The sequence below is a fragment of the Pseudomonas brassicacearum genome (assembly GCF_003732265.1).
Taxonomy (GTDB): domain Bacteria; phylum Pseudomonadota; class Gammaproteobacteria; order Pseudomonadales; family Pseudomonadaceae; genus Aquipseudomonas; species Aquipseudomonas brassicacearum_D.
Genome location: NZ_MOBK01000351.1, coordinates 1 through 278, shown reverse-complemented (window position 1 = coordinate 278; position 278 = coordinate 1). Strand labels below are relative to the sequence as shown.

1 pseudogene is annotated in these 278 nt (G+C 59.0%); it reads left to right on the top strand.

Going from position 1 to position 278, the window contains the following annotated elements:
* Positions 1 to 181 (top strand): annotated as a pseudogene (locus BK660_RS31660) (class I SAM-dependent methyltransferase); the annotation flags it as partial.
* Between the last annotated feature and the right edge of the window lie 97 nt (positions 182 to 278).

Genomic DNA, 278 nt, shown 5'->3' with positions numbered 1-278 from the left:
AGACGTGATCTTCAACCGCGTGCGCTCGACCAGTTTCATCGCCGCGCTGCCGGATGCGCAGCGGGCGAAGGTTGATGAGCAGATTCGTGCGTTGATTGCCGCCGAGCCTGAGTTACGCGGCAGGGATGTGGTGACAGTGCCTTACGAAACCGCCGCGTTCGTTGCCGTAAAAAAGGGCTGAATGCCACGACATTCCAGTGTAGGAGTGAGCCTGCTCGCGATAGCGGAGTGTCAGTCACCTCATTTTTGGCTGACACTCCGCTATCGCGAGCAGGCTC